Raw genomic sequence first — 26,157 nt, forward strand, 5'->3', positions numbered from 1 at the left:
ACAATTATAACAAATAGAGGGGGTCATTGTTTTTTTTATTATAAAAGTAGCTTAAACCCTTGCTAATGCAAGGATTCAAATAAATAAAACAAAGATAGTGTTAACACTATCTATTAAATTATAGGGGGAGAAATATGGAAAATAGTAAATCAGTAATTAAAACTATTGATATAGTACAAATAAGTCTAATGGCGGCTATAACGTTTATAGCTACTTCTGTTATACATATACCTACTTTTATGGGTGTGCTACATTTGGGAGATAGTATGGTGTTTTTATCAGCTATTATATTTGGAAGAAAAAAATCAGCAGTAGCTTCTGCTGTTGGTATGTGTTTATTTGATTTAATAAGTGGATATACTTTATGGGCACCATTTACTTTTGTTATTAAGGGTTTAATGGGATATATCGCTGGAACAATTGCCTATAGAAAAGATTATAATGGAAATAATATAAAAAATAACATTTTTGCATTTGTGGTAGCTGGAATTTGGATGATAGCTGCATATTATGTTGGAGGAGCTATTATACTAACATTTATTTCTAAGGAGTTTGCTCTTAAACAGGCATTAATTATTTCTTTAAAGGACATACCTACTAATATAATTCAGGTAATAGGAGGTATTGCTTTATCATTACCATTAATAGCAGCTTTAAAAAGAAAAATAGGGTAGGGATATAAAATGGTTATAAAGAAGGCATTATGTTAAGATTAATTTTAACATAATGCTTTCTTTATTTTCTAGTTACAGGATTATTTTTATTGTGTTTTTTAGTATTAAAGTAGAATATAGTAAATATTATGGTTGGTATTACAATGAAACTTATTAAAGAAAAATAGGCATAAATATTTAAGAACTTATATAATACTATTATTTTATCGGATATGAAGAAGGATATTATAAATACAAATAAGCTAATAATATATACAGTGTATTTGTTGATGAAGGAAAGGTTTTTTAGTAGAATTAGCATAGCATTTAGTCCTAATATGTATTTTATAAACCAACCGCCTACCATTTGAAGCATTACAAAAAATTCTCCACCTTCTATAAAACTAAGATAACTTATAAGCTGAGTTTGTATAAGCTTAGGATAGTTAATGCTTAAGACCCTAACTAGACTAAAGGTGCTTAAAATACCAATGCTTGCGAAAATCTCCATCTGAATTACAATTAATATTGCAATAATGCAATGTTTTGCGATTTTCGATCTATTACGAACTCTTGATAAATATGGAATAGTAATAGCTATGCTACCATAACATCCTAGTGCCTTTATTATAGATAATATAAAAGGTTTGGTAACGCCATTCCCCATTATTGGAAGTAAGTAAGTATATTTTTTATATTTAGCTGTAAGAATTGCTAGAATTATGCCTGATACCATAATAAGAAATATACCAATTATAACAATTATAGTTATTGATCTAGTACCTTTCATTGTAATATATATGGCAGGTATTATTATAAACAAAAGAAAAAACCAAGGTGGCGTATCTGAAAGTAAATTTATATTCAGGGCACTTGCTTCTACAGAAGAACTTTCTATTAAACTTATAAATAAAGTTATAACAAATAGAATTAAAAAAATGTTTCCTATAGTATTACCTAAAGCTCTATGGTATATTTCATCCATATTATAGCAATTTCTTTTTTTACAAACGTAAAGTATATAAATAAAATAAAGAAACATAAGAATAGAGGCAATAATAACAGAAATCCACGAATCCCTACCTCCATTCATAATAAATACATTGGGGTAAGTTTTCATTGCTACAATGGAAGTCCCCCAAATTATGAACATTAAATGCTTTGTATTAAGTTTATCAATATTATCCATATTATCTCTTTGTCTCCTCATTGTTACTTTTATATTGAACTGTAATAAAATTTGCAATACATATAGTATTATTTCCCAATATCAAAATATTAAACTTAAATATTATAAAAAACTAGAATATTAAACTTATATATTACAAAAATACAGAATATTAAACTTAAATATAACAAACAATAAAATTGGGTGATTAAAATGGATAAAATAGATAGAGATTATGTTAAAGAAAAATTAAAAAACAGCTATGATGTAAAATATAGGGAAATAGAGTGTGAAGTAGGAACAATATATGGTGTATTCATTGATGATCTATGTGATTCTAAATTTATAAGTGAATATATATTTAGCCCGCTTATACATCACAAGATTGCGACAGTAGATTTAGATTATATAAAGAGAGAAGTATTACTAGCTAATAGCATTGGAGACATTAAGAGTAATGATGACGCGATATCACACGTTTTGTCTGGGGATTTAGTACTTTTATTTTCTTTTACAAGTAAAGCAATTTTTTGTGAGGCAAAAGGATATGTAAGGCGGGGAGTTGGTATCCCCGTTACTGAAAACGTAATTAAAGGTCCAAGGGAGGGATTTACCGAGGCTTTTGTAGATAACGTATCACTAATTAGGCGAAAAATAAAAAATCCATCGTTAAAATTTGAACCTCTGACCTTAGGAAGTAAATCTAACACAATAGTTATGATATGTTATATAGAAGGAGTAGCTCCCGTTAAACTTGTGAGTTATATAAGAAAAAAAGTGTCTAATATAAAATTAGAGTTTATACTAGACACAAATTATATTGAGGAAGCATTAAAAAATAAAAACACAGCCTTTGATACAATTGGAACTACAGAGAAACCAGATGTAGCTGCATCAAAACTTTTAGAAGGAAAAGTAGCAATAATTGTAGATGGGACACCTTTTGTTATTACTGCTCCATACTTTTTTGTGGATAATTTTCAAACACCAGATGATTACTATTCTAATAAGTTTTTTGGAAATATATCAAGAGCTACAAGATTAATTAGTTTTTTTGCGGCTGCTTTATTGTCAGGGATGTATTTGGCTTTTGCTACTTTTCATTTTTCACTTATTCCATCTGTACTTGCTATAAAGTTTGCAATATCTAGAGCAGGTGTACCTCTGCCTACGGGTTTAGAGCTATTATTAATGACATTCTTCTTTACATTACTTCGTGAGGCGGGAATAAGATTGCCACAGTCCATAGGTCAGGCAATGAGTATTGTTGGAGCTTTAATTCTTGGTGATGCTGTAGTTGGAGTAGGTATAGCTTCCCAAAGTACTGTGGTAATAGTAGCGCTGTCGGCTATATCATCTTTTTTAGTGCCCAAGGTTTATGGTGCTTTATCTGTATGGAATGTAATTATTATCTTATTTGCTGCGGTACTTGGACTTCCAGGATTTTATATTGGATTTTTTATATTTATAGCACATATGTCGGGCCTTGAAAGTTGTGGGTATCCATATTTATTCCCTTTAGGTACATCAGAAAGCTTTAGATTTAGTGATGTATTATATAGAAAAGATCTTAACAAGATATCTAATAGCATTTTTGATAAGGATGATTGTGATGAATAAATATAAAAAAGTATTGGTTATAATATGCATAATAATGAGTTGTTCAACAATGTCTGCATGTTTTAGTTATAGGGACATTAATAGGGCTTTATTTGTCACTGCATTAGTGATAGATGTAGATGATCTTGGTGATCCTGTAATATATGCTGAAACTTATAGGGGGGTAAAAGAAGGATCTCCTGAAGGGTTAGATCAGAGAATATTATTTAATGGGACAGGAAAAACAATGTTTGAAGCTATTAGGAATATGAATTCTACTTCTAGTTATAAATTAAATTATACACAAAATAAAGTCGTAATATTTACTAAAAAGGCTGCGGAGTTTGGGATGGAAAATTTTATAGATTTTTTAGATCGTGATCAAGAATTGCTTGTAAGACCATATATAGCTGTATATCCAGGAGATCCAGAGGAACTTATGAAGCTAAATATTCCACAAGAAAAATACATTGGAGTGTTTATATCAGAACTTATAGAAAATATTGGAACATCCCCAAGAGCTGTAGTTATAACTCTAAACCAATTTTACAATGAAAGAGTTACTGGAGATAGAACAAGCGTATTACCAATAATAGATATACCAAAAGATAGTTTGGAGGCAAAACTTGAAATAAATGGTGGAGCTGTTATTCAAAATGATAAAATGGTTAGTACTTTAGCAAGAGAAGAAGGGTTAGGATATAATTTTCTAAGAGACAAACTTTCAAGTGGTACCTTAGAAGTAACTAATCCTTGTGATATTAATAAGTTTGTAACTTTAGAAATTATAAAGAGTAAAACTAATACAGAAGTTAGTTATAAAAATAATACAGTTCATCTAAAAAAGAAAATTAAAGTTAAGGTAGATTTTGCAGAGGCACAAAAAAGTATTGTTCTTACAAAAGAAAATGTAATGAAAACGCAAGAGCAGTCAGAAGAAAATATTATAAAAGCTTGTAATCTACTATTTGCAAAATACAAGGAAATGGGTATAGATATTTTTGACATAAGAGATCAATTTTATGGAAAATATCCTTCAGTAAAAATAGATGATATTATAGAGAAAACTGAATTAAAGGTAGAGGTAGAAGTTGAAATAAGGAATACAGCGACTATTAATAACTTCCAGTAATTTGTTTAATTAAACTTAGGCGATGGTATTCCATCGCCTTTTGTTGTAAACTATTATTATAAAAACAATTACAAATATTATTGAAACATTACAATACAATATACATAGTATATTGTTATAGCGCGTTTGAGGTGAGATATATGGATATCAAAAAGATAAGAATGTTGCTAAAGAGAGATGAGGGTACAAAATTAGATTTTAAACAAAAAATTGATGCATTAACGGAAGGTGGTAAAAAAGAATTAGCTAAAGACGTATCTGCTATAGCAAACTCCCGTGGGGGACGTGGATACATTATTGTTGGAGTTGAAGATAAAACAAAAAGAATTGTAGGTATTGATGATTACCAATTTAAAGAAGAACAAATTCAACAAATCATTAGCTCGCGGTGTGAGCCTCCTATCCCAGTATCCATAGATTTTGTAATATACCAAAGTAAAAAGATAGCGATTATAACTATATATGATGGTGGTCAGAAGCCATATCAATTAAGGGAAAATGGGGCTTTTTGTATTAGGCGAGGGTCTACAACAGATACTATGCGAAAAGAAGAACTAATTTCATGTTTACAAGAAAATTTGAGCATCAATATTGAAACTATGCCTATTATAAATAGTGATATTAGTAGTCTGGATTTGAATATGGTTAATAGATATTTATTAAATAAGGGTATTTTAGTGAATGATGAAAATAGGTTTGGACTTATGGACAATGCAGGAATAACTTTTATTGAAAGAGATTATAACAAAAGAAGAGTTACACTTGGGGGGCTATTGGTATTTTCACATGTTAATAGTATTTACTTACCTCATAATATGATAAAAATAATAAATAAGTTAAACAATAATTCTGATGAGGTTATAATCGTTCAAGGAAATTTATTAAATATGTTGGATAGGGTAGAAGAATTTTTAAAAGAAATATGTCCCGCAAATTATCCCATAGTGGCAGTTCATGAGGCTGTAAAAAATGCAATACTTTATAGGGATTATACTATATTTTATAAGGAAATTGAGATAATAGTAAGCTATAACAGTGTAAGTGTAATTAGCCCTGGGAACCTATTATATTCGAATGAAACTAATGCACATAATTATTTAAAAAGAAACATGTGGATATATGATAAGTTAATAGCCTTAGATGATAGAAAAAGATTTATAAAATCCGGAAGAGGTTTTGCACGAATGAAAAAAGCTTTTATTAAATATGGTAAGGTAATATTTGTGGACTCAAAGAATGATAATACTTTTAAAGTGATTTTCCCAGGAATTAAAAATTATATTTGAAAATGACTTGATATATTTTAGAAACATATGTATAATTAGTGAAATGAAAAATTATATCTAAAAGGCTATGAAAGAAAAAAGTAACTGTAGGAATTATTAAGAGAGCTAGTGGTAGGTGTGAACTAGTTAATGAATACATTGAAATACATTCTGGAGCTTTAGGCTGAAATAAAGTTAACTTAAATTAAGCTGAGACGGGTTGACCTTACGTTATAAGGGAAAAGCGGATTGTTAAATCAATTTGGGTGGTACCACGGAATTATTTCGTCCCTTTCTTAGGGGGGCGTTTTTTTTATTTCCAAAAACATATTGAAATTAAAATAAGGAGGAATAATATATGCAAAATGTATATGATACACTATGTGAGCGAGGATACATAAAACAACTTACTCACGAGGATGAAATAAAAAAAATATTAGAGGAGGATAAGGTTACATTTTATATTGGGTTTGACCCAACAGGAGATAGTCTACATATCGGTCATTTTATCGCTATGATGTTTATGGCACATATGCAGAGGGCAGGGCATAGACCTATAGCATTAGTCGGTGGTGGAACTGCAATGATAGGTGATCCATCTGGTAAAACTGATATGAGGAAAATGCTTTCTAAAGAAGAGATTGATCACAATATAAGTTGCATAAAAAAACAACTTTCAAGACTTATAGATTTTAGTGATGGTAAAGCAATCCTTGAAAACAATGCTAATTGGTTATTAAACTTAAATTATGTAGACTTTATAAGAGATATAGGAGCACATTTTTCAGTTAATAGAATGCTAACTGCTGAGTGTTTTAAACAGAGATTAGAAAAAGGTTTATCTTTCCTTGAGTTTAACTACATGCTTATGCAAGGATATGACTTTCTAGTATTAAATCAAAAATATGGGTGCAGCATGCAATTAGGCGGAGATGATCAATGGTCCAATATAATAGCTGGTATGGAGCTAATAAGAAAAAAAGAAAGTAGGGCTTCTTATGGTATGACCTGCACATTACTTACTAACAGCGATGGCAACAAGATGGGTAAAACGGTAAATGGAGCTTTATGGCTTGATCCGGATAAAACATCACCTTATGATTTTTACCAATACTTTAGAAATGTTAATGACTTAGATGTAGAGAAATGCTTATCATTACTTACTTTTGTACCGATGGATGAAATAAGACGCCTAAGTTCTTTAAAAGATCAAGAGATTAACGAGGCTAAAAAAGTTTTAGCTTTTGAGGTTACAAAACTTATCCATGGGGAACAAGAAGCAATTAAAGCTCGGAGCGCAGCAGAGGCGTTGTTTGGTGTTGGAACTAATATGAGTAGTGTGCCTTCAATATCAATACCAGGCACCATGAAGAATGCTGGATTAATGGATATACTAGTTCATACTAAAGTGGTACCTTCAAAAGCAGAGGCTAGAAGACTAATTGAACAAGGTGGTTTAACCATTAACGACATAAAAGTTGTAGACAAAACTGCTACTTTATTAGATACGGATTTCAAAGATGGTTCTGTGCTTATTAAAAAAGGAAAGAAAAAATATTATTCTTTAATTATAGAATAGTAAAGATTGGCAAAGTTAAAATTTTAATTTTAGCTTTGCTTTTTATTTTTTTGAAAACAGAATCAACAATTAATACATAGTTATTAACTGTACCCTTTAAAAAACAATATTTTATACGATAATAAAGGAGTGTTAACTTTTAAACCGTAATTATGCCAAAATAATGGGATGTGGCTTATGTCAATAATTAGTAATGCACCAATACCTCAAAACCAACAAACCAAAAAAGCCTTTAGTAAAATATCTTTTGAGGCTGGAGAAAAATTCAACGCAAGAATTGTAAGTACAGATTTGCTAAAGGGAGAAATTGATTTAAAGTTATTAGATGGATGGCAATTTTCTGCAAAACTTAATAAACAACTAGAGCAAACTCTTGATGGCAGTGTGTTGAGGTTTGAGGTAGAAGGATTTGAAGAAGGCAAGCTTAAGTTAAAATTAATAAATGAAGATAAGGGAATAATAGAGGTTAGTGATAATTTAGAAGACACTCATTATGGTAAAACATTAAGTTCTGATAAAACTGACGCCTTACTTTTTGAAAAAATGATAAAACATGATATGCCTTTAACAAAGGATAATATATTTGACATAAAAAATTTAGTTGATTTTAGAGAAAAGATATCTTTAAACCCAGTCAAAGAGGATATATTTATTGCTAAATATCTTGAAAGTAGAAATGTAGACATAAATAGTGAAAAGGCAAATGAAATAACGATAAATTTAAAAAACTTTTTTGCTGCTCTAAAGAATTTAGATGTTGATGAGATATTATTATTTAAAGAAAATAATATTGAACTTACTAAAGGAAATCTTGAGAGCTTTATAAAGTTGTTTAAAGGCGACTCAGCTATATATAACAATTTAAAAGATATACATCACTATCTTTCAAATAGTGATGTAACTAAAGATATAATAAAAAACAATGAAGCTTCATTTTTCATTGAAAATGAAAACATTTTTAAGGGAATAGAGGAGGATAAAGGAGCGCTAATACCTAAGAATTTAGAAGCTTTAAAGCAAAATGAAGAAGTGAACGTAAATAGGTCTCAAAACAATACAACGAATGATGTTGGAGTAGATAGCAAAAACGCCAATACTAAAGTTAAAGGCTATGGTAAAAATAATTCGCTTAATGAAATTGTAAATATGATAAAAAAAGAACTGAATATTTTAGAGCTAGACAAGGGGATTATAAATAATGCATACAAAGAGATTGAGAAAATAGCTACGGATCTTTTCATTAAAGAACAAGTTCAATTAAAGACTGAAGAAATTAAGAATATAGTTAGCGCCATTATTGAAAATAAGTTTAATTTAAAACCAGAAACTTTCACGAAGGTTATGGATTTATTTAATCAAAATATTAACGATATAAAAATATATAATTCGATGTCAGAACAGTATTATCTTTTGGACTTACCAATAAATGTTGAAGAAAATGAACACCAATTAAAATTAATTATTAAAGATGATAGAAAAAAAGGTAAAAAGATAGATAGTAAAAATGTAAAAATTGCTACTAGTGTCAAAACAATGAATATGGGAACAGTGGATGCATATATAAAAGTTAACAATAATAATATGACTATTGATATTAAATGTGATAAGTTATATGTTAGAGCTTTGGATTTTAGTAAAGAGAATCTAGTTAAGGATCTATCTAGTATGAATTATAGGGTTAGTATTAAAGTCAATAAAAAGGTTAACGAATTTACTCTCGCAAGTTGCGGAGAATTTTTTAATGATAGAAGTTTAAATGCAATCAATATAAAGGTATAATAGTATGGAGACATTTCTAAGGTTGTAACTTTAAGCAATAATGAGGTGTGTTATAAAATGAAAAGGGTGAAAAAAGCTACTGCAATAAAATATGATAAGGGATATGATGCGCCTATAGTAACCGCAGCTGGAATGGGGTATATTGCAGATGAGATTCTTAAGACAGCAGAGGAGAGTAAGGTAGCTATAGTTCAGAATGAGGAATTAGCCAATTTACTAACAAACGTTGATATAGGATCGGAAATACCCTTAGAATTATATGATGCAATAGCAAAGGTTATTGCTTATGTAATGGATATAGATGCATTAAGAAAAAAAGACTAAATAGTTGATAAAGGAGGTATATTATGGCTTTATGGGCAATATCTGATCTGCATTTAGCTATAAATTCAGATAAACCCATGGATATTTTTGGAGATAACTGGAATAACCATGATGAAAAAATTAAAGAAAATTGGCTTAGGAAAATTTCTTCAGAGGACACTGTATTAATTGCAGGGGATATTTCATGGTCTATGAATATTGGTGAGGGCAGGTCGGATTTAGAATGGATTCATAAACTTCCAGGTAGAAAAATACTTGTTAAAGGAAATCACGATTATTGGTGGAGTAGTATCACAAAACTGAATTTGCTTTATGATGATATGGACTTTATTCAAAATAACTTTTTTAGTTATAAAGAGGTTGCTATATGCGGAACACGTGGCTATATTTGCCCGGGCGCAGCAAGGTTCTCATCTCATGATGAGAAAATATATAATAGAGAGTTAATAAGGCTTAGAATTTCATTAGATGAAGCAGTGAAAAATGGGTATAAAAAAATTATTGTAATGCTACATTATCCACCTACAAATGATAAGTTTGAGGAAACTGAACTTATAAAGATATTAAAAGAATATAATGTGGGAAGGGTTATTTATGGACATTTACATGGACCATCTTTAAATAGATTATATGAGGGAAATATAGAAGGTATAGAGTATATAGTTACTTCTTGTGATTATTTGAATTTTGATCCTTTATTAATATTAGAATAAAATAAAAAGTTAATATACTGTGGATAATTAAGACTATTAAATTTATTTCTGTGGATAATAAATTTAATAGTCTTAATTAGTGTTTAAAAAATTTAGATAAAAAACCAGATTTCTTAGTCGTATTTTCTTCATCAGGTTTGTTAGCTGAAAATTTATTATTAGTAGTAGCAGCTAGTGATGAGGATTTTGCATTTGTAGTGCCCTCTTCTTTAATCAAGTACTTCATGTCTCTAGCAAGTTTTTTCAAATTGTCCTTAACATCGGGGGTTGTTATGATAGTGCTAAACCAGATTAATGACTGATCTGAATGTCCGGTTCGTCTATTTAACTCACCGATGAGATACATAATGCTGTATTTATTCATCCCGTATAGGGGGAATGCTTCAACGTAATATGCATCATTAAGTCCATCTAGAGCCTGGGTTAAATACCTTAGTTCAATTTCTTTGGCGTTTTCTGTTTCTAGTAACCTGTACATCCATGCTAGCTTTAAACAATTAATTGCTTTCTTACTTGCTTTTGCGTTTATTATTATATAATTTAAGAGAGACAACTTATACCTTTCAATAGCAGTATTAACATCATAAATTTCAGGATACGTTCTTCCACGCCATTTAGGAGTAATTAATTTGTATACTAGGTCTATTTCTGTTTTTCTCAGAGTGTTAAAATCTGATTTCATAGCTGCATAACCGCAGCTGTTACAAACCCAAACATCATAGAAATAAGGATTAATTAGAGAATATCTAATAAAAAAATCACTGTCTTTGTTTATCATTCGATATGCCGAGGATTTTACTGTAGTAGCATTAAATACATTCTCGCATACAGGGCAGGTAACTTTCGTACTATATAAAAGAGATTTTGATTTCTTCTCTATTTCTTCTTTTATGGTTTCATTTCCACTATTATCAGTTTTATTACTAATACCATCATCAGAAATCAAACTATCATGATCGAAAAATATTTTATTATCCATCTAAACACCTCAAAACAAGATTTAATGTGGTATGATTGGTTTATATAATTTGGTATATTTTACTTAATTAATTGCTTTTATATTAATTAAGTAGTAAATTAATTATAACAGAAAATTAATATAATTATAATATAATATGTATCATGAACTAAATTTATCTATTTGTTAATTATGAATATTAAAATGATATGAAATTTTAAGTGAAGGACTGAGTATATGGCTATAAGAGAGTGGAAGAGATTTCTAATTCCTTATGAACAGGGAGTAGAAGAGCTAAAAGTGAAATTCAGAAGTATAAGGAGAGAATATAGACGTAAAAATGATTATTCTCCTATAGAATTTGTTACAGGAAGGGTTAAAGAAATATCTAGTATTCTTGAGAAAGCAAATAAGTTTTCTATTCCTCTTGAAAGAATTGAGTTTGAAATGGAGGATATTGCTGGAATAAGGATAATGTGCCAATTTGTAGATGACATTGATAAGGTTGTGAATCTAATTCGCGAAAGGCGTGATATGCAGATAGTTTATGAAAAAGACTATGTTGCAAATGTAAAAGGTAGTGGGTATAGAAGTTATCATATGATTATAAAGTATCCTGTAAACTTAGCTGCTGGGCAGACTGAAATACTCGCAGAATTTCAAATTAGAACATTGGCTATGAATTTCTGGGCAACAGTTGAGCATTCTCTAAATTATAAATATAAGCATGACATACCTGAGTATATAAGGGAAAAACTTAAAAATGCTGCAGATGCGGCTTTTCAGCTAGATGAACAAATGCTAGAGATTAAGGATGAAATTAAAGATGCACAAAAATTGTTTGAGGTAAAATCTAATTTGGTATCAGATATAATGAATAATATTCTTTTGCTTTCCTCTCTCGGAAAACTAATGGATGCGACTAGATATAGAGAACAATTAAATAAGCTACTTGAAGAAGGGGAGGTTTTTGAGCTTAGCAGCTTACTTAGGGCTACTCAAAAAACCTTAAATATGTATGGTGGTTAATATAATTAATAAATAAAAAAGAAGAGTAGAGCGTGAAATTAAGACGCTTTACTCTTCTTTTTAATAATTATATCCATTAATTTAAAATGTAAGTTATTTCGATTAAGAAGCTACAATATTAACTAGTCGTCCTTTAATTACAATAATTTTTCGTATAGACTTACCCTCAAGGGCAGTGATAACTAGTTCATCATTAAGAGAAATCTCTTTTATACTTTCTTCACTTAAACCTTGAGCTATAGTTATTCTAGATTTAATTTTGCCATTTATTTGAATGGCTATCTCTATTTCATCTTTAATAAGAGCACTCGCATCAAAGAAAGGCCAACTTTGATTAAATACAGAGTAATCCATACCTAAAGTTTCCCACTTTTCTTCTGCAAAGTGAGGAGCGAAAGGAGCTAAAAGCTTAAGATAATCAACAAGCACTTCTTTTAAGAATTTACTGTTTTTATTTTCTATACTAATATATTTTGTTATGGCATTTGTAAGCTCCATAAGTCTTGCAATAGCAGTGTTAAATTGAAGCTTTTCTGCATCTTCAGAAACTCCTTTTATTGCAAAATTTCTCCAGTAGTTTAATTCTTTCTCGTCAGGTCCAAGTGAAGTTTTACTATTACTTTCTTTTGATATTTCATGAGTTCCAGAATCAATTGATCTTTCAATTCTATCAACGAATCTTCCAATGGCTTTTATGCCATCATCACTCCAAGAACCACCATCGGCATAGCTAAAACCAAACATTAAATACATTCTAAATACATCTGCTCCAAACTCTTTTATATATCTGTCTGGAGAGATAGTATTCCCTTTTGATTTACTCATTTTTAGACCATCTTCTCCTAAAATCAAACCTTGATGGGTAAGAGATAAGAATGGTTCATCAAAATCTAAATATCCCATGTCACGAAGAGCCTTTGTGATAAATCTTGAATAAAGTAGATGCCCACAAGCATGTTCAGGCCCACCTACATATTTGTCTACAGGAAGCATTTTATTTACTAAATCTCTATCAAAAACTTTTTCACTGTTTTTGTTATCCACATATCTAAATTGGTAGAAAGAAGAACAAACGAAAGTATCTAAGGTATCAACTTCTCTATGAGCTGGCCCACCACATACAGGGCAAGTTACATTTACAAAATCATCACATTTAGCGAGTGGAGATTCTCCGTCTGGTGTAAATTCCACATTGTATGGTAATTCTACAGGAAGCTGATTCTCGGGTACAGGAACGGTACCACATTTATCACAATAAATTATTGGAATGGGAGATCCCCAATATCTTTGCCTTGAAACTAACCAATCACGAAGTCTGTAGTTTATTTTTCCTGAACCGAGATTTAAGCGTTCTAACTTTTTAACTATTGCTTCTTTTCCGTCATTTGTAGATAAACCATTAAATTCTTTACTATTTACTATTTTACCATGTTCAGTATAAGGAAGGTTTTCTTCGTTTTCATCAGTACATTTAAAACCAATAATTACTCTCTCTATTGGTAATTTGTATTTAGTAGCAAAGGAAAAATCGCGATCATCATGAGCAGGAACAGCCATTACTGCACCAGTTCCATAAGTGTTTAGCACGTAGTCTGCAATCCAAATTGGAACTTTGCGGTTATTAATGGGATTGATAGCATAGGAACCTGTGAATACACCAGTCTTATCCCTTGTAATAGACTGTCTTTCTATATCAGTTTGTTTTCTAGCCTCATGTTTGTAAGCTTCAACAGCATCCTTATTTTCGTCTTTAGTGAGAACATCAACAAGATCATTCTCAGGTGCTATAACTACATAAGAAACACCAAATAAAGTGTCTACTCTTGTAGTGAATACACTAAAGTTTACATCGGAATCAGATACTTTAAATACAACGTCAGCACCAGTAGATTTTCCTATCCAATGTCTTTGCATTGCTTTAGTTTTTTCAGGCCAATCTAATGTTTCAAGTTTTTCTAGTAGCTCCTCCGCATAATCAGTAATTTTTAGAAACCATTGCGTTAAATTCTTTTTAGTAACTTCAGTGCTGCATCGTTCACAAGAGCCATCTGCTAGTACTTGTTCATTTGCAAGTACTGTATTACAGCTAGGGCACCAATTTACAGGGGCTTTTTTTCTATAAGCAAGGCCATTTTTAAATAGTTGTAAGAATAACCATTGAGTCCATTTATAATAATCTGGCCTACAAGTTACAACTTCATGATCCCAATTAAACATTGCACCCATAGCTTTTAATTGCTTTTTCATATTAATAATATTTTGCTTTGTAGAATCCTTTGGGTGTACTCCTGTTTTTATTGCGTAGTTTTCCGCAGGTAGTCCAAAGGCGTCAAAACCCATTGGCTCAAATACATTATAACCCTGCATCTTTTTCATCCTAGCCCAAGAATCTACAGGTCCGTAATTAAACCAATGGCCTGCATGTAGTTGGCTTCCAGATGGATATGAGAACATTTCAAGCACGTATAGCTTTTTATCAATTTTATTCTCATCAAATTTGTATAGATTAGTTTCTTCCCATTTTTGTTGCCACTTTTCATCGATGGTTGTATTGTACTTTGCCATTAATATTCCTCCTCAAGGTGCTTTAGGGACGTAGATAATTATTAATCTTTTATACATCAGTTTCAATGTTTATATGTAATAATATGTTAAATATAAAAACAAAAAAACCTCCATCTCAAATAAGAGACGAAAGTAACATTCCGCGGTACCACTCTAGTTAGGCATTACACCTCACTTACGAATATAACGGTTTTAACCGTACTTGTTTTTCATCAAGTAAGCTCTTACTTACAGAGTTAAATTTTTACTTGTAAGTAAACTCATAGGCAAGTTCGTATTATATCATTACTACTTCGCACCAGACAGCAGCTCTCTTAAGTGATATTAATACTACTACTCCTAATCAAAGCTATTTATTATAGTAGTCTTTGTTTATTATAGGATTATTATCCATTATAATTTAAATAAATTATTGTGTCAAGACTATGCAATTATCTCATTAAATAATTAAACTGAACATGTTTTCATTTTATATGCTTTATTTTAATTTTTTAAGAAGATTTTTATTTGCATAGGATATAAATGCTGTAAGTGCATAGTCATATATTACGAAGGCAATCTCCATAGCAAGTATTATTAAATATATATTTATATTTAAGCTAGTCATGTTTAATAACACTAATTTATATGCTGTTATAATTATAGCTGAGGTTATATTAAAATACAATAATTTTAATATAATTTCTAGAGGGGCGTTTCTTAGTTTTTCTATATAATATTTTGCAAAACCATAGGAACCAAAAATTAATATATAGGCAATGCTTATGATTTTAGAAGGAATAATAAAAAAACTAAGAAGAGAAACAGCACTATAAACTACAACAGTGTTTTTTATTCCAGTAACCATAATGGAAAGAGGAATAATGCAAGATGCAATCCCGAGTATAAATAACTTGTTTGTAGGGAATACAGAAGAAAGATATAGTAATATTAAACTAAGTGCTACAAATATGCCACCCTTAGCAATATGGTTAGATTTCATAAAACCATCTCCTAAATTAATATAATTAGCAACAGGAAATAAGATCTCCGCCTAAACACTCGCAAATAGTATCTGCACACCAGATGTTGAGACACATGTTACCCATACCAGAATCATTTCCACGTCTGCCATAATAGTTATCCCTATAATTCGAATTTCGAGAATTAAGTTCATTAAAACTACGTCTGTATTCAATATTTTTAGGATCCTGAGTGCAGGCTGTATTAATAAAATTATAAGCACTATCATGCCAACCTTTTTTTAGATGAACCATACCCATTAAAAAATTCCACTCAGCAGTTTTTGTATTCATGGTATTTAGTTTCTGCTCAGCTGAAGGAATGTTTCCACTATTTAAATCCATTCTTACAGATTGATATATGTTGTTATTAGTATAGTCATTGTTTGACGTAGAACCAGAATTACTTTGAGAATTATAACTACTTGATGATCCATTATTTGATGAACTATGGTTTTTCATAAGCGAATCATAAGCTTCGTTTAGTTCGCGCATTTTAACTTCTGCTAAATCCTTTAATGGATTATCACCATATTGATCGGGGTGATATTTTTTTGCTAGCTCTCTATACGCTTTTTTAATATCTTCTTTAGAGGTGCCTTCTTTAACACCAAGTACTTCATAGGGATTTGTCATCTTTATCTTCCACTCCTTTTAAATAATCAATATTAAAAACCTTATCCATTTTTTCCATTAGTCCGAGTTCCAGTATATTGTATAGTATATCTTTGTTTTTTATTAAAGGTAAATCATCTAAATATTTTAAACATTGCTGGGCACAGGTAGCTAATAAAAAATCAATTCTTGGTTTTATACATTTCGAAAAACTTTTGAAATCCAATTTATCTAGATTAAACAATGAATTTATAGCGTTAAAAGAGTCACTGTTTATGTCTTTTTCTAAATCATCATATGCATCTATAATGTATATCCATTTACCTAAATTATACCCAAGCCAGTATAAGTCATCTTTAAAGGCTGCTTCTTTATAATAAAATGATATTATAAAACCTGTAAGGTCAGCAAATACATGAGATAACTCATCAATTCCTATATCCACGTGGCGCGCTTCTAGGGTATTTAATAATAATAGTTTTTCTTTTGTATATTTCATTACATCAGTATATGAACTTTTGGATTTTGATAAGTAGTTCTTTAGAAATATTGATAACACTTTACTTTTTATAGTTTTATTATCGTAAGCGTCGTCCATTAATTTATAATAAGCTAAAGTAACATTACAAAAGGCTGCGTAATCTAATGCTTCATTATTATTAATCATAATTCTTTTTCTAAGTGGATGAATTGAGCATTTAAATTTTTTAAAGTTATATTTATTTTCTGAAAGTGAGTCCAGAAGTATTGCGAGGAAAGTCATATCATAATTTAGAGTAAGTCTTGGTAGGTTACCAAAATTATTTTTAATGGAGTTACATAGACCGCAATAATAAGCTTTAAATGTTTCGTAGTCTTTTATTTTCATTTCCATTTTACATGGAGTTACATATCCAAACATTACAGTCCTTTCGCTACTTTTTTTGAATTTAATATTTCGTAAATAGTTTTAGAGGTAGTATCCTCTAAGGTGTAACCAAGTAAAGTTATAACTTCTATTATTTCAGCTTCGTCTGCACCTTCAACTTCGATATAAGGGAAGGGACAAAACTCCTTTTCATTTATATCTATTTCTATAAGAGTATTTTTATATCTATAACTCTCTCTATATTTTTTAATTGATTGTATAAGAAGTAGGCCTAAAGATTCAAAGATGCCTTTAGCTGCAACTTCGTCTTTAATTTCTGACTCAAACTCATCCATAATTTTGTACTTTTCCTGACTTATAAGTTTCTTCGTAGTTATATAATGAGTTGTTGAATTTGTTAACTCATCTTGAACTGTACGTATTCTTGCATAGCCTTTGTTGTTTAAGAGTCTTTTATCCGAGAAATCGTAAATGTTATTTACTTGATTTTCTTGTTTTACTTTTTGTGCATTTATATTTAATAGTTTTCCACGAATTTCTTTAACATCAATATCTATAATTCTAGTTTCTATTTCTTTCAAAGTGATCCTCCTTGTGGTATTCTTAGGTGTTTAATTAAGAATTTCTATGTTCCCATTAATTGTGATTATATCATAACTTAATTAAAGTAACATTAATAATTGATTAAAATTATTGATTTCGATCTAGTTATGTAGCTGGACGTCATAATATTCTATTATATACTAAGTATAATAGCAATATATAACTTTGTTATAATTGCAAATACATAGTATAATAGTTAGGCATATTCAAATAAATAGACAAGCATTAGTAACTTGTTATTTGTTTGTTTGTGCCTTAGATAATTATTAAGGTGGTGTTTTTTTTTGGAGTACATAAAAGAAGTTAATATAAATGAGGCAATTATTCATGTTCTAGATAACAATGCAGATGAACCTATATTAAATGAATATGCATTAGATTTAGACGAGGAAAAGTATAGTTTTTTACTTAAACACATCCAAAAATGTTTAAAAGATGAAGAATTGAAATATGGTGTTTTTAACGCAGAGCACAACGTAGTAAAAGACTTATCACAAGAATACTTAAATGGTGAGAATAATTTACTTGTTGTATCCAAGGAACTAGCAAAACAGATGTTTATATTAATGAGAACAAAAGGGAGTATTCCGTCATGTGATCTGGTAGTAGTATCATTTACTACAGAGTTTGGACCGATACTCGGAATATTTAAAATGGATTATATTAAGAACTATGTACATACTATTGAGTTTGTGGATAATAAGTTAGGAATTGATATAATATCACAGATAACAGGGCTTCCTGGTAGTTCACAAAGGATACAGAAATGTGCTTTCCTTAAACCGATTAGAGATGAAAATAATTTTGACTTAATGGTTATTGATAAAAAGAGCAAGTCCAAGGATAATGAGGAAAATGGATCAGACTACTTTATCAATGATTATTTAGGGAGTAGTATTATTGATAATGAAAGAGATGTTACTAAGAACTTTGTGAAGGCCGCTGAAAAATTTACCCAAAACACCTTTGCAGAAAATGCAGAGGAAGCGGAAGCAGTTAGAAGTACTATAAAAAGAAGACTTAGACAAGAAGATAATATTGATGTAAAAGAATTGTCAGAGGAAATATTTCCTGAAAATAATGATAACAAGGAAAAGTTTGTTGAGTTTATAGCAGAACAAGGTATTTCAGAGAATATTAGTCTTGATAAAGAATGGATAGATAAAAAATTAAAAAGGGTAAGACTTAAAATTGATAAAGATATAGATTTATATGTCGACGAAGAAACGTATCATGATAATAGTCGTTTTGAAATACAAAGAAATGGTGATGGGACTATAAACATGGTCATTAAACATGTAAGTAATTATGTAGAAAAATAAAATAAAAGAAAAAATAAGCCCCTAGTAAAATACTAGGAGCTTATTTTTATTAATTATTTAGATGAGTTACTAGAACCTAATACATTAGTAATTTTACCCTCAACTAATTTAGTTATGTTGTTTCTTGCTTCTCCTAGATATTTTCTAGGATCTATTTCGCCAAGATTTTTAGTTAGTACTTTTCTTATTGAACCTGTCATTGCAAGTCTTAAATCAGTATCCATGTTTATTTTACAAACAGCCATAGAAGCTGCTTTTCTAAGCATTTCTAGTGGAATTCCTTTTGCACCTTTCATTTCTCCACCAAATTCATTAATCATAGTAACATAATCTTGATCTACAGCAGATGCACCATGAAGAACTATTGGGAAATTATGAAAGCCAGCTTCTTCTAATTTTTTTGTGATTATAGTTAATCTTTCAAAGTCAAGTTTAGGTTCACCTTTGAATTTATATGCACCATGGCTTGTTCCTATAGCTACAGCTAAAGAATCAATACCAGTTCTTGTTACATAATCTACTGCTTGTTCTGGATCGGTATATGTTGCATCTGCTGCTGAAACATTAACAGCATCTTCAACTCCAGCAAGTTTACCAAGCTCAGCTTCAACTACAACACCTTTAGAATGAGCAAAATCAACTACTTCTTTAGTTGTTCTTACATTTTCTTCATAATCAAGATGAGAACCATCATACATTACTGAAGTAAATCCAGAAGCTATTGCAAGTTTACATTGTGCAAAATCTGAACCGTGATCTAAATGAAGAGCAATATCAAGGCCTGTGTCTTCTATTGCTGCCTCTACCATTTTTCTTAAGTAAGTAGGTCTTGCATATTTCATAGCTCCACCTGATACTTGAAGTATAACTGCTGATTTGTGTGTTGCACAAGCGTCGATAACACCTTGAATTATCTCCATGTTGTTGATATTGAAAGCTCCAATTGCGTATTTTCCTTCAAGAGCTTTTTCGAACATTTTAGTAGTAGTAACTAATGCCATGTTAATTCCACCTTTCAAATTTTGTAATAGGGACATATATTGTCCCTGCGGGACATTTAGGATATATTACAATTATAAGCTATTATTAGACTATTTTCTACCCCTTTATCATAAATGATTTATATGAATAAGAAAGATTAGAAAACATTTCCTATAGATACTCTCTCATGAGCCATTATATGACTTACAAGATGTTTAAGAACATGTACAGTTGCTAAGCCTTCAGATTTGTCCTCATTTTTTATATATTGAGTTAATTTTAAAATCTCTGTGTCTATATAATCTAAGTCTTCATGATGCATATATAAAGTTAAAAACTTAGAAGTTTTATTCCACTTAGCTATGTAATCTAATGATAAATTGTATGCATCTTGGTACTTGTCTTTAATTATATAGCTTTCTAGAGTAGAATTCAAATTTTGCAAATGAATACAAGTACGATTTATATAACTTGAAGATATAAATATGCACACAATCATTACAGCGAATAAGGTAAAGGCTATCATAACGTTTTTCATATTAGTTTATCGTTCCTTTCCTTAAGTTGATAATAAAATTTATTATTAGAATCAAGCATTGCTATGAAAAGATCATTTGCATTTGAAATTTTATGTCGTGCTAATATATTATTTAACCAAATTTCGTCTTTATTTATAAGTTTTAAATTTTTATGATTTATATTACCATCCATAATTAAAGGTATAGGCAATGACTCTTGAGCTACAGTTATATTTAAATCATCTTTAGTTGCGGAGGAGCTACCAGTTTTAGGTAATATGGATAGTTCACCACTAGTTTCTAATATAGCATATTGAATATCTGATAAATTAAAAAAACCTTTTATTCTAAGTTCTTCTAGTAGATCATTAATATTAAATCTTTGGTATCTTAATTCTCCAATATCAATTTTCCCGTTTTTTATTAGTATACTTGGATTGCCTGTTAATATACGCCTAGCCTTTTCACTTTTGATTTCTAGATAGGATGTAGCTACTTGGAGAAATAGTAAGGTGACTATTGGTATAATCGCATGTATAATGGGTATTCTTATATCTTCCATTGGATAGGTAGCAAGATCAGAAATCATTAATGCAATTACAAGCTCAAAAGGTTCAAGCTGACCTATTTGCTTTTTACCCATCATCCTCATGATAAATATTACGGCAAAGTATAAGAAAAAAGTTCTGATTACTAGAATAAACACAATATCACCTCTTTACTATATAATGTATATGTTTTGTTTAATTGCAAAAATTATAAGGGGGACATGATACATTTTTTTAATATTAAAGTATAATAGTAGTAATCACTAAATTTAGGGGATGATTGTATGAGTAGTTTCAACATAGAGCTTAAGGATGGTAGAAATATTTTAGTTAAAGAGGGAACTATGTTAAATGATATTATAAAAGAAAATAATTTGTTATATGATTTACCTGTAGTATTAGGTAAGCTAGATAATAAATTTTATGAACTAGCAACCACAATTTCACAAGATGGGAAATTTGAAGCTATAGATATTACAACAAGGATAGGAATGATGACATATGTTAGAACACTTCAGTTTGTTCTAATTAAAGCAATATCTGAATTGTTCCCTAAAGCCAAAATTTCTATTGAACATTCTTTAAGTAAAGGCTTGTTTGGAGAAATTCATAAGACTTTAGCATTAGATATTGATGATATATATGATATAAAAAATAGAATGGGTGAAATAATTCGGGCAGATATACCTATTAGGAGAATAGCATTTTCAAAAGAGAAGGCAGTAGAAATTTTTATGGAATATGATATGCAGGATAAAGTTAAGCTTTTAAAATATGTAAGCGCGGAGGAAATAAAGCTATATGAATTAGATGGAAGATACGACTATTTTTATGGGCCAATGGCTTATTCAACAGGAGTATTAAAAACATTTGATTTAATATATTATGAGCCGGGGTTTATATTAAGATACCCAACTAGTGACTCGCCAAACAAAATTCCAAAGTTTTATAAACATGAAAAATTAGCCAAAGTATTTTATGAAGCAGCACAATGGGGAGAGATACTAGGGGTTGGAAGTGTTGGAGCGCTAAATGATGAAGTTGTAAGTGGTGATATCGTTGAGCTAATTAGAGTAGCTGAAGCACTTCATGAAAAGAAAATTGCATATATTGCTGACATGATTCATAGACGGGGAAATGTAAAGTTAGTACTTATAGCAGGGCCGTCATCTTCAGGGAAAACAACATTTTCAAGAAGGCTTGGTATTCAATTAAGAGTAAATGGATTAATACCAATTTTTGTATCATTAGATGATTATTTTCTTAATAGAGAAATCACTCCAAGAGATGAAAATGGCGAATACGATTTCGAATCTATATATGCCTTAGATTTAGAACTTTTTAACAAGGATTTAGAACTATTACTGAAAGGTGAAGAAACTGAAATACCAAGTTTTAATTTTAAAACAGGCAAAAGGGAATGGCATGGTAATAAAATTAAAATGCCTAAAAATGGAGTTATGATTGTAGAAGGAATACATGGGTTAAATGAAATTTTAACGTCATCTATATCTAAGGATAGCAAATTTAAGATTTATATAAGTCCTCTAACGCAGCTTAATTTAGACGATCACAACAGAATATCAACAACCGATGTAAGAATGACAAGAAGGATAGTTAGAGATTATTTGTCTAGAGGATATGGGGTAGAGGATACACTGAAAATGTGGCCTTCAATAAAACGTGGAGAGGAAAAGAATATTTTTGTGTTCCAGGAACAGGCTGATGCAATGTTTAATTCTAGTTCAGTTTATGAGCTTTGTGTACTTAAGAAATTTGCTTTAGCTGAGCTTAACAAAATTGGAGAAGAAAGTCCAGTATATTTTCAAGCAAGTAGATTAAGAAGTTTTCTGAATTTCTTTAAAGATGTAGACAAAGAGTTAGTGCCAGATAATTCAATAATAAGAGAATTCACCGGTGGAAGCTGTTTTTATCAATATTAAAAATTTTAATAATTTATACTTAAAATAAGTTTTAAAATAAAAAAATGAAATATCTCTTGCATGCATTGCAAGTAACGATGGGAAAAATGTATAATTAATATTAGGCTACTATATTGTTGAGCCATTTGAAGGTTATTATATAGAAAACTAACAATTAGTACTAGCTAAATAATTACAAAAGAATAACATAAGTTAATGCTTAATAAAGACAATTTAAAATTGTTTTATACTGCGCAGAGACGGATAAGGAGGAAAAAATGAAAAACTATAGCGCTTTTGATATTTTGGGACCAATTATGATAGGTCCATCAAGTTCTCATACGGCTGGAGCAGCAAGGCTTGGAAAAATTGCTTCTATAATTTCAGGGGGAGACATAACATCTGTAAAATTTATTTTACATGGCTCTTTTGCTAAAACTTATAAAGGTCATGGAACAGATAGAGCATTAATCGCAGGGATTTTAGGGATGGACCCTTGGGATGATAGGCTTAAAGGTTCTATGAGTATAGCTAAAGAGCAAGGGTTTCACATAGAGTTTGCTTTCGAAGATTTGGGAGATGTTCATCCTAATACAGTAAAGTTTATTATAACAAAGAAAAGTGGAAGGATAGTTGAAATCATTGGTTCATCTGTTGGAGGAGGTAATATTCTTATATTTGAAGTTGATGGGCAAGCAGTAGAATTTACAGGTAACTGTCCAACAATTATAATTAGTCATAAAGATATTCCAGGCATGATTTCAAAAGTAAGTACAATTCTATATAATGAAGATATTAACATAGCATTAATGAAAGTATATAGGAATAGCAGAGGACTGAAAGCTGCTATGGTGTTTGAAACGGATAGTGTAGTACCTGAGAATGTTCTAAATGGAATTAGGTGTATGGAAAATATATATAATTTAAGAGAAATATTGCCTATACCACAGTCTTGATATAGATATAAGAACTAATATTTTAATAACTAAAGATACCACTGGGAGGGAATAATTGTGTTTGTAAACAAAGGAATAAACCTTATAGATATATGTGAAGAAAAAAACATATCAATATCCGAATATACAATAATGTGTGAGGAAGAAGAAAGTGGATGTGCTCGAAGTGTAATTATTGAAAAGATGAGAAAAAATTTAAATATAATGAGAGAAGCTGCAGAGTATGGACTTACAAACGAAACTAAATCAATGGGCGGCTTAATAGGCGGGGACGCAATTAAACTAAATAGATACATGGCAACCGGAAATTCACTAACAGGTGACTTCATGATTAAAGCAATGGCAAGAGCTGTTTCTTGCTCTGAAGTAAATGCAGCCATGGGTAAAATTGTTGCAGCACCAACAGCTGGGTCATGTGGAATAATTCCGGCAGTAATTATCACAGTAGGAGAGAAGTTAAATAAAACTGAAGATGAGCTAATCAATGCGTTGTTCACGGCTTCTGGTGTAGGAATTTTAATAGCTAAAAATGCCACCTTATCAGGAGCTGAAGGCGGGTGCCAAGCTGAATGCGGATCGGCTGCTGCAATGGGAGCTGCGGCTGTAGTTGAGATGATGGGTGGTACCCCTGCTATGGCACTCGATGCAGCTGCTATTGTAATAAAAAACATACTAGGATTAGTATGTGACCCTGTTGCAGGTCTAGTTGAGGTACCTTGTTCTAAAAGAAACATTGCAGGTGCAGTAAGTGCTTTAACTACTGCAGATCTTACTATGAGTGGGGTTAAAAGCAGGATACCTTTTGATGATACCGTGATTGCTATGTATAAGGTAGGTATGCAATTACCTTGTGAATTAAGAGAAACGGCCATGGGTGGCCTCGCAACTACACCAACAGGTTTGAAAATGGCAGAAAATATTATGTTAAAACAAGGCAAAATCAAGTAAAATACACAACTAAATACAGTGGGTAATATTAGGCATTTGTTGTATTTTTATTTGTCATTTATTTTCATGTGTCGTAGCATATTTTAATTTATATAATAATATAATTAAACTAAAAGGTGATTATTTGGCACATAGAAGAGTAGTTGAGAATTATTACAATGACATAAATAATTTAGCAGATTTGTTAACTAAGCTAGTTAGTTCTTATAGGCTATTAATAGGTGGAGCAGACGAATTAAATAAAATTGCACTATCTAAAAAAAGTGATGTTAAGGATGCACTTAAAAGGGCTGAAGAAGTGGGAGACATTATTGATGAAACAATAAAGGTATTAGATGATGCTAGCTATGGTTATAGGTCTTATTGCAAAATGAAAACTGAAATTATGAAAAGTAAGTTTCAAATAGAGTATATAGAAACAGAGATTAATGAGGATCTGAGGCTGAAAGATTAGAAAAAGATGTGAGAAATATTTCTCACATCTTTTTTATTTTGAATTTACTCACCATAAGGTAAGAGAGTATAAACATTATAATAATAGTAAGCGCAAAATTATGAGGTGAATTTAAAGTTACTAAGGCATAGATTGCTACGAGCATACCAGCTAAAGTAATAGGAATACCAGTGTAAATATTATTAAATTTAGAGTTATTATACCTTGCAAGTCTATATGCACCTGCTACAGGAAAAATTAAAAAGCAGACATAGCCAAAATAGCTTAAAGATATAAAATCATACAAATTAAATATAAGAACAGATGGTGCAACGCCAAAAGAGACTAGATCAGCTAAGGAATCTAATTCTTTTCCTAAATCACTGGATACTTGTAGATAACGTGCTACTTGGCCATCGTACCTATCCATAAGACCAGCGAGTAATATAAAGATTACAGATAATTTGTAATTAGCTTGGAACGTCATTAATAAGGATAATAAACCGAAAATTAAATTGCCGAAGGTAAGAATATTTGGTATTGAGGATTTTTTCACTAAATATCACTCCTAAAATATTGAAATCTCATTTAAATATAAATATCATAACAATATATATTTTATAAAAAGCATCTTAATTATACATCATTTTATAGCAATATTTAAGCATACAAATCATA

At 30.3% G+C, this 26,157-nt stretch carries 25 protein-coding genes and 2 other annotated features; of the genes, 14 read left to right on the forward strand and 11 right to left on the reverse strand.

The window, feature by feature from the left end; genetic code table 11:
• Positions 1 to 134: 134 nt before the first annotated feature.
• The gene (locus tag LGK95_RS04810; protein WP_226122849.1) at positions 135 to 674 is read left to right on the forward strand and encodes an ECF transporter S component; all 540 of its coding nucleotides are present in this window, start codon (positions 135 to 137) and stop codon (positions 672 to 674) included.
• Between the two features lie 61 nt (positions 675 to 735).
• On the opposite strand, the gene LGK95_RS04815 is transcribed toward LGK95_RS04810, so the two are convergent.
• A complete protein-coding gene (locus LGK95_RS04815) occupies positions 736 to 1,842 on the reverse strand; it encodes a GerAB/ArcD/ProY family transporter (RefSeq protein WP_226122851.1) in 1,107 nt (368 codons plus the stop codon).
• A gap of 192 nt (positions 1,843 to 2,034) precedes the next feature.
• Here LGK95_RS04815 and LGK95_RS04820 point away from each other — a divergent pair, with 192 nt between their 5' ends.
• The 7 genes from LGK95_RS04820 (at position 2,035) to LGK95_RS04850 (ending at position 10,212) form a co-directional block, all read left to right on the forward strand.
• Entirely contained in the window at positions 2,035 to 3,441 is a 1,407-nt protein-coding gene (locus tag LGK95_RS04820; protein WP_226122852.1) for a spore germination protein, read from the forward strand.
• A complete protein-coding gene (locus LGK95_RS04825) occupies positions 3,434 to 4,552 on the forward strand; it encodes a Ger(x)C family spore germination protein (protein ID WP_226122853.1) in 1,119 nt (372 codons plus the stop codon). Before LGK95_RS04820 ends, LGK95_RS04825 begins: the two co-directional genes overlap by 8 nt.
• A gap of 140 nt (positions 4,553 to 4,692) precedes the next feature.
• Positions 4,693 to 5,838 (forward strand): AlbA family DNA-binding domain-containing protein, encoded by a 1,146-nt coding sequence (locus LGK95_RS04830; RefSeq protein ID WP_226122854.1) that lies wholly within the window; start codon positions 4,693 to 4,695, stop codon positions 5,836 to 5,838.
• A gap of 58 nt (positions 5,839 to 5,896) precedes the next feature.
• Positions 5,897 to 6,113 (forward strand) — a binding site (T-box leader).
• A gap of 62 nt (positions 6,114 to 6,175) precedes the next feature.
• Positions 6,176 to 7,396, forward strand: a complete 1,221-nt coding sequence (gene tyrS / locus LGK95_RS04835; protein WP_226122855.1) for a tyrosine--tRNA ligase — start codon at positions 6,176 to 6,178, stop codon at positions 7,394 to 7,396.
• Positions 7,397 to 7,573: 177 nt separating this feature from the next.
• Positions 7,574 to 9,175: a hypothetical protein gene (locus LGK95_RS04840; protein ID WP_226122856.1), complete on the forward strand. Its 1,602-nt coding sequence runs from the start codon at positions 7,574 to 7,576 to the stop codon at positions 9,173 to 9,175.
• Positions 9,176 to 9,232: 57 nt separating this feature from the next.
• On the forward strand, positions 9,233 to 9,499 hold the full coding sequence (locus LGK95_RS04845) for an EscU/YscU/HrcU family type III secretion system export apparatus switch protein (RefSeq protein ID WP_226122857.1): 267 nt from the start codon (positions 9,233 to 9,235) through the stop codon (positions 9,497 to 9,499).
• A 23-nt stretch (positions 9,500 to 9,522) separates the two neighbouring features.
• Complete coding sequence (locus LGK95_RS04850) at positions 9,523 to 10,212, forward strand: metallophosphoesterase (RefSeq protein WP_226122858.1); 690 nt, start codon at positions 9,523 to 9,525, stop codon at positions 10,210 to 10,212.
• Between the two features lie 76 nt (positions 10,213 to 10,288).
• On the opposite strand, the gene LGK95_RS04855 is transcribed toward LGK95_RS04850, so the two are convergent.
• Positions 10,289 to 11,191 (reverse strand): DUF2225 domain-containing protein, encoded by a 903-nt coding sequence (locus LGK95_RS04855; protein WP_226122860.1) that lies wholly within the window; start codon positions 11,189 to 11,191, stop codon positions 10,289 to 10,291.
• A gap of 216 nt (positions 11,192 to 11,407) precedes the next feature.
• Here LGK95_RS04855 and LGK95_RS04860 point away from each other — a divergent pair, with 216 nt between their 5' ends.
• Complete coding sequence (locus tag LGK95_RS04860) at positions 11,408 to 12,199, forward strand: GTP pyrophosphokinase (RefSeq protein WP_226122862.1); 792 nt, start codon at positions 11,408 to 11,410, stop codon at positions 12,197 to 12,199.
• A gap of 102 nt (positions 12,200 to 12,301) precedes the next feature.
• Here the strand turns inward: LGK95_RS04860 and leuS are convergent, their stop codons facing one another.
• From leuS to LGK95_RS04885, 5 genes are all read right to left on the reverse strand, one after another.
• Entirely contained in the window at positions 12,302 to 14,764 is a 2,463-nt protein-coding gene (gene leuS / locus LGK95_RS04865) for a leucine--tRNA ligase (RefSeq protein ID WP_226122863.1), read from the reverse strand.
• Positions 14,765 to 14,883: 119 nt separating this feature from the next.
• Positions 14,884 to 15,120: a binding site (T-box leader), on the reverse strand.
• Positions 15,121 to 15,242: 122 nt separating this feature from the next.
• On the reverse strand, positions 15,243 to 15,746 hold the full coding sequence (locus LGK95_RS04870) for a hypothetical protein (protein ID WP_226122864.1): 504 nt from the start codon (positions 15,744 to 15,746) through the stop codon (positions 15,243 to 15,245).
• Between the two features lie 25 nt (positions 15,747 to 15,771).
• Positions 15,772 to 16,401 carry a J domain-containing protein gene (locus LGK95_RS04875; RefSeq protein WP_226122865.1) on the reverse strand — a complete coding sequence of 210 codons (630 nt, stop codon included), beginning with the start codon at positions 16,399 to 16,401 and terminating at the stop codon, positions 15,772 to 15,774.
• Entirely contained in the window at positions 16,385 to 17,281 is an 897-nt protein-coding gene (locus LGK95_RS04880) for a DUF5685 family protein (protein ID WP_226122866.1), read from the reverse strand. The genes LGK95_RS04875 and LGK95_RS04880 overlap by 17 nt, the downstream gene beginning before the upstream one ends.
• Complete coding sequence (locus LGK95_RS04885; protein WP_226122867.1) at positions 17,281 to 17,829, reverse strand: class IV adenylate cyclase; 549 nt, start codon at positions 17,827 to 17,829, stop codon at positions 17,281 to 17,283. Before LGK95_RS04885 ends, LGK95_RS04880 begins: the two co-directional genes overlap by 1 nt.
• Before the next feature lie 306 nt (positions 17,830 to 18,135).
• Here LGK95_RS04885 and LGK95_RS04890 point away from each other — a divergent pair, with 306 nt between their 5' ends.
• The gene (locus tag LGK95_RS04890) at positions 18,136 to 19,173 is read left to right on the forward strand and encodes a nucleoid-associated protein (protein ID WP_226122868.1); all 1,038 of its coding nucleotides are present in this window, start codon (positions 18,136 to 18,138) and stop codon (positions 19,171 to 19,173) included.
• A gap of 53 nt (positions 19,174 to 19,226) precedes the next feature.
• On the opposite strand, the gene LGK95_RS04895 is transcribed toward LGK95_RS04890, so the two are convergent.
• The 3 genes from LGK95_RS04895 to LGK95_RS04905 all read right to left on the reverse strand — a co-directional run bounded on the left by LGK95_RS04895 (position 19,227) and on the right by LGK95_RS04905 (position 21,378).
• On the reverse strand, positions 19,227 to 20,174 hold the full coding sequence (locus tag LGK95_RS04895; RefSeq protein WP_226122869.1) for a ketose-bisphosphate aldolase: 948 nt from the start codon (positions 20,172 to 20,174) through the stop codon (positions 19,227 to 19,229).
• A gap of 137 nt (positions 20,175 to 20,311) precedes the next feature.
• On the reverse strand, positions 20,312 to 20,692 hold the full coding sequence (locus LGK95_RS04900; RefSeq protein ID WP_226122871.1) for a DUF4363 family protein: 381 nt from the start codon (positions 20,690 to 20,692) through the stop codon (positions 20,312 to 20,314).
• Complete coding sequence (locus tag LGK95_RS04905; RefSeq protein ID WP_226122877.1) at positions 20,689 to 21,378, reverse strand: DUF421 domain-containing protein; 690 nt, start codon at positions 21,376 to 21,378, stop codon at positions 20,689 to 20,691. Before LGK95_RS04905 ends, LGK95_RS04900 begins: the two co-directional genes overlap by 4 nt.
• Positions 21,379 to 21,504: 126 nt before the next feature.
• Between LGK95_RS04905 and LGK95_RS04910 the strand changes: the two genes are divergently transcribed.
• From LGK95_RS04910 to LGK95_RS04925, 4 genes are all read left to right on the forward strand, one after another.
• Positions 21,505 to 23,163, forward strand: a complete 1,659-nt coding sequence (locus tag LGK95_RS04910) for a nucleoside kinase (RefSeq protein ID WP_226122878.1) — start codon at positions 21,505 to 21,507, stop codon at positions 23,161 to 23,163.
• Positions 23,164 to 23,420: 257 nt separating this feature from the next.
• Positions 23,421 to 24,098 carry an L-serine ammonia-lyase, iron-sulfur-dependent subunit beta gene (sdaAB, locus tag LGK95_RS04915; RefSeq protein ID WP_226122880.1) on the forward strand — a complete coding sequence of 226 codons (678 nt, stop codon included), beginning with the start codon at positions 23,421 to 23,423 and terminating at the stop codon, positions 24,096 to 24,098.
• Between the two features lie 57 nt (positions 24,099 to 24,155).
• Complete coding sequence (gene sdaAA, locus LGK95_RS04920) at positions 24,156 to 25,046, forward strand: L-serine ammonia-lyase, iron-sulfur-dependent, subunit alpha (protein WP_226122882.1); 891 nt, start codon at positions 24,156 to 24,158, stop codon at positions 25,044 to 25,046.
• A 124-nt stretch (positions 25,047 to 25,170) separates the two neighbouring features.
• Positions 25,171 to 25,500, forward strand: coding sequence for a hypothetical protein (locus LGK95_RS04925; RefSeq protein ID WP_226122884.1), 330 nt, complete (start codon positions 25,171 to 25,173; stop codon positions 25,498 to 25,500).
• Between the two features lie 22 nt (positions 25,501 to 25,522).
• Here LGK95_RS04925 and pssA read toward each other — a convergent pair whose 3' ends face one another.
• Positions 25,523 to 26,035: a CDP-diacylglycerol--serine O-phosphatidyltransferase gene (gene pssA, locus LGK95_RS04930; protein WP_226122889.1), complete on the reverse strand. Its 513-nt coding sequence runs from the start codon at positions 26,033 to 26,035 to the stop codon at positions 25,523 to 25,525.
• Between the last annotated feature and the right edge of the window lie 122 nt (positions 26,036 to 26,157).

The organism is Clostridium algoriphilum, assembly GCF_020443705.1.
Taxonomy (GTDB): domain Bacteria; phylum Bacillota; class Clostridia; order Clostridiales; family Clostridiaceae; genus Clostridium_AD; species Clostridium_AD algoriphilum.